The sequence below is a fragment of the Ruminococcus callidus ATCC 27760 genome (genome assembly GCF_000468015.1).
Lineage (GTDB): Bacteria > Bacillota > Clostridia > Oscillospirales > Ruminococcaceae > Ruminococcus_C > Ruminococcus_C callidus.
The window spans coordinates 21428-29166 of sequence record NZ_KI260291.1 but is presented as its reverse complement, the minus strand read 5'-3'; the positions used below and the strand labels follow the sequence as shown (position 1 = coordinate 29166).

At 52.2% G+C, this 7739-nt stretch carries 9 protein-coding genes and 1 tRNA gene; all 10 read right to left on the bottom strand.

The genetic code is table 11. The annotated features are described in order from the left end of the window. Positions 1 to 229 precede the first annotated feature (229 nt). The 10 genes from RUMCAL_RS00800 to pyrE all read right to left on the bottom strand — a co-directional run bounded on the left by RUMCAL_RS00800 (position 230) and on the right by pyrE (position 7559). Positions 230 to 1954, bottom strand: coding sequence for a DEAD/DEAH box helicase (locus RUMCAL_RS00800; protein ID WP_021680475.1), 1725 nt, complete (start codon positions 1952 to 1954; stop codon positions 230 to 232). Further along, positions 1936 to 3000 carry a PDDEXK family nuclease gene (locus tag RUMCAL_RS00795; RefSeq protein WP_021680474.1) on the bottom strand — a complete coding sequence of 355 codons (1065 nt, stop codon included), beginning with the start codon at positions 2998 to 3000 and terminating at the stop codon, positions 1936 to 1938. The genes RUMCAL_RS00800 and RUMCAL_RS00795 overlap by 19 nt, the downstream gene beginning before the upstream one ends. A 106-nt stretch (positions 3001 to 3106) precedes the next feature. After that, positions 3107 to 3844, bottom strand: a complete 738-nt coding sequence (locus RUMCAL_RS00790) for a YebC/PmpR family DNA-binding transcriptional regulator (protein ID WP_021680473.1) — start codon at positions 3842 to 3844, stop codon at positions 3107 to 3109. Positions 3845 to 3858: 14 nt separating this feature from the next. After that, the gene (locus RUMCAL_RS00785; protein WP_021680472.1) at positions 3859 to 4263 is read right to left on the bottom strand and encodes a Mini-ribonuclease 3; all 405 of its coding nucleotides are present in this window, start codon (positions 4261 to 4263) and stop codon (positions 3859 to 3861) included. A gap of 12 nt (positions 4264 to 4275) precedes the next feature. Then, the gene (gene obgE / locus RUMCAL_RS00780) at positions 4276 to 5547 is read right to left on the bottom strand and encodes a GTPase ObgE (RefSeq protein ID WP_021680471.1); all 1272 of its coding nucleotides are present in this window, start codon (positions 5545 to 5547) and stop codon (positions 4276 to 4278) included. A gap of 126 nt (positions 5548 to 5673) precedes the next feature. Further along, positions 5674 to 5955, bottom strand: a complete 282-nt coding sequence (gene rpmA, locus RUMCAL_RS00775; RefSeq protein ID WP_021680470.1) for a 50S ribosomal protein L27 — start codon at positions 5953 to 5955, stop codon at positions 5674 to 5676. A 4-nt stretch (positions 5956 to 5959) separates the two neighbouring features. Beyond that, the gene (locus RUMCAL_RS00770) at positions 5960 to 6286 is read right to left on the bottom strand and encodes a ribosomal-processing cysteine protease Prp (RefSeq protein WP_021680469.1); all 327 of its coding nucleotides are present in this window, start codon (positions 6284 to 6286) and stop codon (positions 5960 to 5962) included. Further along, a complete protein-coding gene (rplU, locus tag RUMCAL_RS00765; RefSeq protein ID WP_021680468.1) occupies positions 6287 to 6598 on the bottom strand; it encodes a 50S ribosomal protein L21 in 312 nt (103 codons plus the stop codon). A gap of 167 nt (positions 6599 to 6765) precedes the next feature. Then, positions 6766 to 6842 (bottom strand) — tRNA-Arg (locus tag RUMCAL_RS00760). 57 nt (positions 6843 to 6899) lie between these two features. Then, positions 6900 to 7559 (bottom strand): orotate phosphoribosyltransferase, encoded by a 660-nt coding sequence (pyrE, locus tag RUMCAL_RS00755; RefSeq protein ID WP_021680466.1) that lies wholly within the window; start codon positions 7557 to 7559, stop codon positions 6900 to 6902. Between the last annotated feature and the right edge of the window lie 180 nt (positions 7560 to 7739).

Below are 7739 nucleotides of genomic sequence, written 5' to 3'. Positions count from 1 at the left end.
AGCCGTCAGGCGGGCTTTGTGCGGTGTTGCCTTAGGTTACACGGAAGTACCCCTCAGTCACCTACGGTGACAGCTCAGCACAAGGCACGCCCTACGGGTGCCCTAAAGGGGAGCCTGAATAAGAGCCTTCCCTTTAGGGAAGGGGAACCAGCGAAGCTGGTGGAGGGGTTCTCTGTGGAATCTTTTTCTGAATACATCAGGTTCTACAGAAGAACTGACAAAACTGATATTAGCCCTTTCTCCGCTTGCGGTTATAGCCGCCGCTGCGGGCACGCTGGTTATAGCCATGGCGGGACTGGCGGTGCTGTCCGCCGTTTCTGCCGCCGCGTCCGCGGGAGTCGCCGCGATAGTCGTTATCCCGTTCCTCATACCGCCGCACGGCAACGGACTTGCCGTTGATCTTTTCGTTCTGCATGGAGTCGATAACGAAATCGGTTTCCGTTTCCGGCACTTCCACGGTGGTGTACTGGTCGTGAATGTCGATCTTGCCGAACTCGTTGCCAGCCATGCCGGTGGCTTCTACCAGTGCTCCCAGAATGAAATTCGGTGCCATGCGGTCTTTTCTGCCGGCGTTGATGTGCACCCGAACCGTCTTGGCTCCGGCACGCTTGCCCTTGCGAATGGGCTTCGGCACGTCAAATGCCGGCAGGTTCTTGGTGGCATCGTCCAGCTGCTGCTGAATCAGAGCTGCCAGCAGCTGTTCCGGTGATCCGGTCTGTGCCAGCAGTTCCTGTGCCACTGTCAGTGCTTCTTCCGAAGCCGGTGCTGCCGCCAGTTCCAGCAGCTTGGCACGGGTTTCCGCTACGGCTGCACTGCGGAGTTCCTTGGAAGTGGGCACCGGAATCTCAGTGATGTCCGCCTTGGTATAGCGGGAGATTTCCCGCATCTCCATTTCCTGTTTTCTGCCGCTGAGAATGTTATACGCCGCACCGGTCTTTCCGGCACGTCCGGTTCTGCCGATCCGGTGGATATAGTACTCATGATCCTGCGGCAGGTCGTAGTTGAATACCGCGTCCACGCCCTTGACATCAATGCCGCGGGCTGCCACGTCGGTGGCGATCAGAATGGTACTTCTGCCGCTTTTGAAGCCGTTCATCACCTGTGTCCGCTGAAGCTGCTTCATGTCGCCGTGAAGCCCTGCCGCAGAAAAACCACGCAGACAGAGGGCTTCGGTCAGTTCATCTACCATTTTCTTGGTGTTGCAGAAGATCATGGCAGACTTAGGCTGTTTCGACAGCAGCAACAGCTGGAGAGCATCGGTCTTACGTCCCATGGGCACGCTGACAGAAAACTGTGCAATCGCATCTACTGTCCGGTGGGCACTCTGAATCTGCACCAGCACCGGCTCTTTTTGATACTGCTTGGTAATTGCCAGAATTGCCGGCGGCATGGTGGCGGAGAACAGCACAGTCTGGCGTTCCTCCGGAATCTGTGCCAGCACCGATTCGATGTCCTCGCGGAAGCCCATGTTCAGCATTTCATCAGCTTCGTCCAGCACGATCGTTTTCAGGTTGTCCAGCTTCAGGGTACGGCGGCGGAGGTGGTCAAGGACACGTCCGGGAGTGCCGACCACCAGATTGGCACCGTTTTTCAGCTGGTAGATCTGGCGTTCCATGCTGGCACCGCCGTAGACTGCCACCGGCTTCACCTGCTTCTGAAAGCGGGCAAACTTACGGATCTCGTCGCATGCCTGCATTGCCAGTTCCCGTGTGGGACAGAGGATCAGGGCACAGACACTGCGGCGTTCCTCCTGCGGCAGCTGTCCCATTTGTTCCAGAATCGGGATACTGAACGCCGCGGTTTTTCCGGTACCGGTATTGGACTTGCCGATCACATCCCTGCCCTCCAGCAGCAGCGGGATCGCCTTTTCCTGAATTTCAGTCATTTCGGTAAAATCCAGCTGTGCCACAGCTTCCAGCAGCGGTGTGGATAGATTCAGTTCTTCAAATCGCATTCTTTTTCCTTTCGTTTTTCTTGATATTTTTCTTGTAATTTTTGGACTACCAATTTGGCTTCATCCTCGCTCAAGTAAGGGCGCTTGATCGTATTGGCATAAAAAAATCCATGTCCTAACAATTCCTCTAACTCCCTTGGAGAAATCGCACAGATATCTTCTTCACACCAAATCATATCTGTCAGCAGATTTACTCTTCGGCATCGCTCTTCTCCGTCTAAGTTTTCAGCAACATTATCCGTTACGATCCCTGCGGCAATTACGCCATAACCCACTTGATAATACAAAACATAGTCGTCTTTTTTCAGCCAATCCACAAAGCGATTTGCTTTTCCATAGGCACTGATTTTTTTCTCCTTATCCTGAAGCATATCCAGAACGGATTGAAGTCCGTTGTGTTTTCCATTGGTATCAAATAAAACGCCTTTTTTCGATTGATTCGATTGGAAAGAACAGATGTCAAATGGTTTTGCAAAGAATTCAAAATACATTTCACCGCCGATTTCATAAAACCGATACGGCATAAAATCAATTTCCAACCCTTTTTCTTGCCAGTATTGAACTGCCTGCGCCAGCTTACCATCTGCTGCATTGCCCACAAGAATCAATTTTTGCTTGCAATTAAACTGAGATTCCAGTAATGCTGAGTCCAATTGAAAAGCGTCTTTATGCGCAGTTTTCAAATCGGTATACGGACTGCCGGTGGTTTTACACCACTGCTGATAAAAATGGTCTAACTTCGCATAGCTTTCCATACCAAATTTTTGCGCATACCGAATGATTTGAAAAACAGTCTCATCAGAAACAAAATCTACTTTCAGTTCGAAAATGTAAAGCGTTCCATTCTCATCCAGCGCCATTAAATCCGGTTCTTCCTGCCATTTTCTCTCCTGAAAAATCGGCATCAAAACTGGATTGGAAAAGAAATCCTGCAAATGATTTGCAAGCAGGTTTTCCAAGTCCTTTTCATTTCCACCCACTTTTTTGATATTATGAAAAGAGACTTTCTCTATTTGTTCCTGTTCCTTATGAAATTTATATAACATCCAATATCAGCTTCTTTCACAAAAAAACGCATCCGGCATCGCCGAGGCGAAACCGGATACGCCAATTTTCTGTTAAAATATCCGCCGGACTTTGTGCGGCGTTGCCTTAGTCTTCCTCCGGCATGCTCCAGTTGTGGAATACGTTCTGCACGTCGTCATCTTCTTCCAGATTCTCCAGCAGCAGGTTCATCTTCTTGACTGCTTCTTCGTCGTCCAGTGTGGTATAGGTGGACGGGATCTGCATGACTTCTGCGGACAGCACGTTATAGCCCTTTTCGGTCAGACCTTCCCGCAGACCACGCAGAGCCGCCGGTGCACAGGAAACCTCGATCACTTCTTCATCGTCCATGGAGAAGTCGTCTGCATCAAACTCGAAGCAGTCCTCCATGACCTGATCTTCGTCCAGACCGTTGTTTTCCAGCACCAGCACGCCTTTTTCGCTGAACATAAAGGATACGCAGCCGGAAGTGCCCAGATTGCCGCCGAACTTATCAAAATAGTGGCGGACGTTTCCGGCAGTACGGTTCTTGTTATCGGTCAGGCACTCCACAATGACTGCCACGCCGCAGGGACCATAGCCCTCGTATACGATAGATTCGTAGTTGTTCTTGTCGCCCTCGCCGGCTGCCTTCTTGATGACACGGTCGATGTTGTCGTTAGGCACATTGTTGGACTTTGCCTTTGCGATCAGATCCCGCAGCTTGGCATTGCTGCTGGGATCGGGGCCGCCCTCTTTCACGCAAACGGTGATCTCTCTGCCGATCTTGGTGAAAATTTTGCCCTTGATTGCGTCAGTTGCTTCTTTTTTCCGCTTGATATTATTCCACTTCGAATGTCCTGACATTGGATTCACACTCCTTATTCTTCCGCAGGCGTTTCGCCTGTATGCATCACAATTTCAAACAGTTCTTCCAGCCGTTCTCCGGCACCGGTCAGGTGCAGATAACCGAACAGGCTCTCCAGTCCGGTCGCCCTATGATAATCCTGTGCAGAAGTATGGCGGGGAACAGTGTTATTGGCATTTCTGCCGCGTTTATAGACACCGGCTTCGTCCTCCGTCAGGTGGGGCAGCAGTCGCTCTGCCGCCGCCGCCTGAAACGCAGCACACACCAGCTGTACCTTTTGGTCGTGGAGTTTTGCCGCCGGCTGGTTCGCCTGCCGCAGCAGGTATTCCCGCACCATGACCTCGTACACGCTGTCCCCCAGAAATGCCAGTGCCATGGGGCTGTATTGTCTTGCCTGTGCCTGTGTCAACGGTTCCATCTGCTCACCTCATTACGGCACAAAGTCGAATGCAAAGCCCAGAATGTCTACGGTGTCGCCCTCCTGAATGCCTTGTTCTTCCAGTGCATCGATAATGCCACTGCTGCGGAGCACCCGCTGGAAGTATTGCAGAGAGGAATAGTCCTCCATGTTGACTGTCCGCAGGATCGGTTCCAGCCACGGGGCGTTGACATAGTACACGCCGTCTTCCACTTCGATCTCGAATTTGCCATGGGCATTTTCTGCCAGTTCTTCCGGCGAGGGAGCCTCTGCCTCGTATTGCAGGATCGGCGGCAGGGTTTGTAGCAGGGCTGCTGTCGCCTGTACCAGTTCCGCAGTGCCCTGTGTGGTCGCTGCGGAGATCTCGTAGAACGGCAGTCCCTTTTCCTCGATATACTGCCGGAACCGTGCGATCTGTTCCGGCTCTGCCATGTCGCACTTATTGGCAACCACGATCTGCGGACGCTCTGCCAGATCTTCGCGGAACCGTTCCAGTTCGCCCTGAATGGTGTCGTAATCTGCAATGGGGTCACGTCCCTCACTGCCGGAAACATCCACCACGTGGAGAATCAGGCGGCAGCGTTCCACATGCCGCAGGAAGTCGTGTCCCAGACCGACACCGTCGCTGGCACCCTCGATCAGTCCCGGAATGTCTGCCATGACAAAGGACTGTTCCTCTGCCACGCGAACCATACCCAGCACCGGTGTCAGGGTGGTGAAGTGATAGTTGGCGATCTTGGGCTTTGCCGCACTGACTACGGAGATCAGGGTAGACTTGCCCACATTGGGGAAGCCCACCAGTCCCACATCTGCCAGCAGCTTCAGTTCCAGTGTGACATCAAATGCCTCACCCGGAAAGCCCGGCTTTGCAAAACGGGGGATCTGTCGGGTAGATGTGGCAAAATGGATATTGCCCTTTCCGCCTCTGCCGCCCTTTGCAAGGATCTGCGGCTCATCGGTGGAGAGGTCTGCCATGATCCGACCGGTCTTGGTTTCCCGCACCACGGTGCCGCGGGGCACGCGGATCACCAGATCCGGTGCACTCTTTCCGGTACAATTGCGGGCACCGCCGTTTTCGCCGCGTTGTGCCACATACTTCCGCTTATAGCGGAAATCGATCAAGGTAGAAAAGTTGTCATCTACCTGAAAGACCACGTCGCCGCCTTTTCCGCCATCGCCGCCGTCCGGTCCGCCTGCCGCCACGTACTTTTCCCGATGGAAAGAAACTGCACCATCGCCGCCGTCGCCTGCTTTAATAGAAATCCGTGCCTGATCGACAAACATCTCTCACATCTCCTCTCATATCACGGTGCATTTCTGCACATTCATATAATAAGAAAATCCCAAGCATACAAACGCTGCTCGGGATTTCCAGTCGTTCTTCACTGATCCGACAAAATTGTCGTTTCGTTACTGTGCAGCGTATACGCTGACCTTCTTGCGGTCACGGCCAACACGCTCAAACTTTACAGTACCATCCACGGTTGCGAACAGGGTGTCATCAGAACCGATGCCAACACCTGCACCCGGATGAATGTGAGTACCTCTCTGGCGAACCAGAATGTTGCCAGCCTTTACGAACTGACCATCTGCACGCTTTACGCCCAGACGCTTGGACTCAGAGTCACGACCGTTCTTGGTAGAACCGGAACCCTTCTTATGTGCAAAAAACTGTACATTAATCTTCAGCATTTTCTTACACCTCCATGTGTGTGACTTGGATATTCGCAGGAAAGACCTTGGACAACTCCCCCAGCTGCAATTCCAGACCGGCAAACAGCCGCTGAACATTTCCGGACGGATCCGGTTCTTTCAGCTGTATCAAAACCAATGCCGGTTCTTCCTGTTCCGCCGCCGAAACGGGGAGCCGGAAAATTTCCGTCATCAGGTTTGCCACAGTCTGTACGGTCGCGGAAACATAGGCACAGATCACATCTGTCCCCTCCTCCGAATAATCGGCGTGTCCGCTGATCTCACAGCCGGTGTACTGCTCTCCTGCAAGAAAAAAACGTGCGGAAATCATTTATGCCTCGATGGCTTCGATCTGCACCTGTGTATACGGCTGTCTGTGACCCTGCTTCTTCTTTTCGCCCTTCTTCGGCTTGTAGGTCATAACCGTAATCTTCTTTGCCTTGCCATTCTTGATGACCTTGGCACGTACAGAAGCACCGTCAACATACGGAGCACCGATCTTCAGACCGTCCTCGCCGCCAACTGCTACAACCTTGTCAAAAACAATGCTGTCTTCTGCTTCCACGTTCAGCTTTTCGATAAAGAGCGTGTCGTTTGCCTTTACCTGATACTGCTTTCCGCCGGTTTCAATTACTGCGTACATAATTCTTGGCACCTGCCTTTTACAAAAACTCGCTGCTGAAGGCACACCAAAGTGTTTCGAAACCTCCACGCATGCGGCTTTTTTATTATACCATACTTTTCGGGGCTTGTCAACTATTTTTTTGAAAAAAATCTGCCGGCAGGACTTTCCCCGCCGGCAGCGTTTTCTGGCGTTCCAGAGGTGATTCGAACACCCGACCTACCGCTTAGGAGGCGGTCGCTCTATCCGGCTGAGCTACTGGAACATGACAGAAACGGTGCACGGTTCGTTGGAACGTGTCCGTTTCCGATCAAAAAAAAGTTTATGCCTTTACGCCGTACTGTTCCCGATATGCCAGCATTGCGTCCAGATGTTCCTTGCCCGGAATGACCTCATCGCGGATTCCCTGAATGATGTCCTCCATGTTGACGATAGAATATACCGGAACGCCGTACTTTTCATAGACAGCCTGTACTGCGGACTTTTCGCCCTCCAGTGCACGCTCCATACGGTCTACAGTGATGACCATGCCGGTGATGTCCACATCAGCAGCACTTTTCAGCTTCGGATACACTTCAGCCATTGCCTTGCCGGAAGTCATAACGTCCTCGATGATAACGACCTTTTCGCCGTCTGTCAGCTTCTTGCCCACAAACATGCCACCCTCGCCGTGGTCTTTGACCTCCTTGCGGTCGAAGCAGAAGTTGACATCTTTCTGGTACTTGTCCGCCAGAGCCACTGCCGCAGCTGCTGCCAGCGGAATGCCCTTATAGGCAGGACCGAACACGGTTTCCACCGGAATGTTGTGCTCGGCAATGCAGGCTGCATAATAGCGTCCCAGTTCCATCAGCTGGGCACCGCTGTGATAGTTGCCGGCGTTGATGAAATACGGTGCTTTTCTGCCGCTTTTCAGGGTGAATTCCCCGAACGTCAGCACGCCGCAGTCTACCATAAAACGCAGGAATGATTCTTTGTATGTCATCAGTTGGTTCTTCCTTTCTGTTAATCCATGCACACAGCGTTGCCGCTGTCCATACTATTATTATAGCGAAAATCAGAAGCCTTGTCAAGGAAATTTGCTGGGGAATCAATTTTCATAATAGCCTCCCCTAAAAAGAGAAGGGAACCCCCCTCAGTCAGTGCTACGCACTGCCAGCTCAGC

Bases quoted from the DNA above. Each gene is read 5' to 3' on its own strand.
- RUMCAL_RS00800 (WP_021680475.1), bottom strand. From the start codon at position 1,954: ATGCGATTTGAAGAACTGAATCTATCCACACCGCTGCTGGAAGCTGTG.
- RUMCAL_RS00795 (WP_021680474.1), bottom strand. From the start codon at position 3,000: ATGTTATATAAATTTCATAAGGAACAGGAACAAATAGAGAAAGTCTCT.
- RUMCAL_RS00790 (WP_021680473.1), bottom strand. From the start codon at position 3,844: ATGTCAGGACATTCGAAGTGGAATAATATCAAGCGGAAAAAAGAAGCA.
- RUMCAL_RS00785 (WP_021680472.1), bottom strand. From the start codon at position 4,263: ATGGAACCGTTGACACAGGCACAGGCAAGACAATACAGCCCCATGGCA.
- obgE (WP_021680471.1), bottom strand. From the start codon at position 5,547: ATGTTTGTCGATCAGGCACGGATTTCTATTAAAGCAGGCGACGGCGGC.
- rpmA (WP_021680470.1), bottom strand. From the start codon at position 5,955: ATGCTGAAGATTAATGTACAGTTTTTTGCACATAAGAAGGGTTCCGGT.
- RUMCAL_RS00770 (WP_021680469.1), bottom strand. From the start codon at position 6,286: ATGATTTCCGCACGTTTTTTTCTTGCAGGAGAGCAGTACACCGGCTGT.
- rplU (WP_021680468.1), bottom strand. From the start codon at position 6,598: ATGTACGCAGTAATTGAAACCGGCGGAAAGCAGTATCAGGTAAAGGCA.
- pyrE (WP_021680466.1), bottom strand. From the start codon at position 7,559: ATGACATACAAAGAATCATTCCTGCGTTTTATGGTAGACTGCGGCGTG.